General features: G+C 68.2%; 1 protein-coding gene. It reads left to right on the top strand.

Features of this window, described 5'->3' with window-relative positions:
* A partial coding sequence (locus F1003_RS18930; RefSeq protein ID WP_235898428.1) for a gluzincin family metallopeptidase occupies positions 1 to 258 on the top strand: 258 nt, incomplete at both ends.

Here is a 258-nt window from a genome sequence, read left to right as displayed (position 1 = left end):
AGCCGGTCCTCGCGTACGAGACCGTGGTCACCGGCGTCCAGAAGGACGGCACGCCCAGCGAGCTGCACGTCGTCACCGACGCGAAGACCGGCAAGAAGCTCTTCCAGGACGAGACGATCGAGACCGGTACGGGCACCAGCTCGTACAGCGGCACCGTCCCGCTCACCACCACCAAGAGCGGCAGCACCTACAACCTCACCGACGGCGCCCGCGGCGGCCACAAGACGTACGACGTCAACCAGGGCACGTCCGGCACCG

The sequence above is a fragment of the Winogradskyella ouciana genome (assembly GCF_009709615.1).
Taxonomy (GTDB): domain Bacteria; phylum Bacteroidota; class Bacteroidia; order Flavobacteriales; family Flavobacteriaceae; genus Winogradskyella; species Winogradskyella ouciana.
This window is presented reverse-complemented; position numbering and strand designations above follow the sequence as displayed.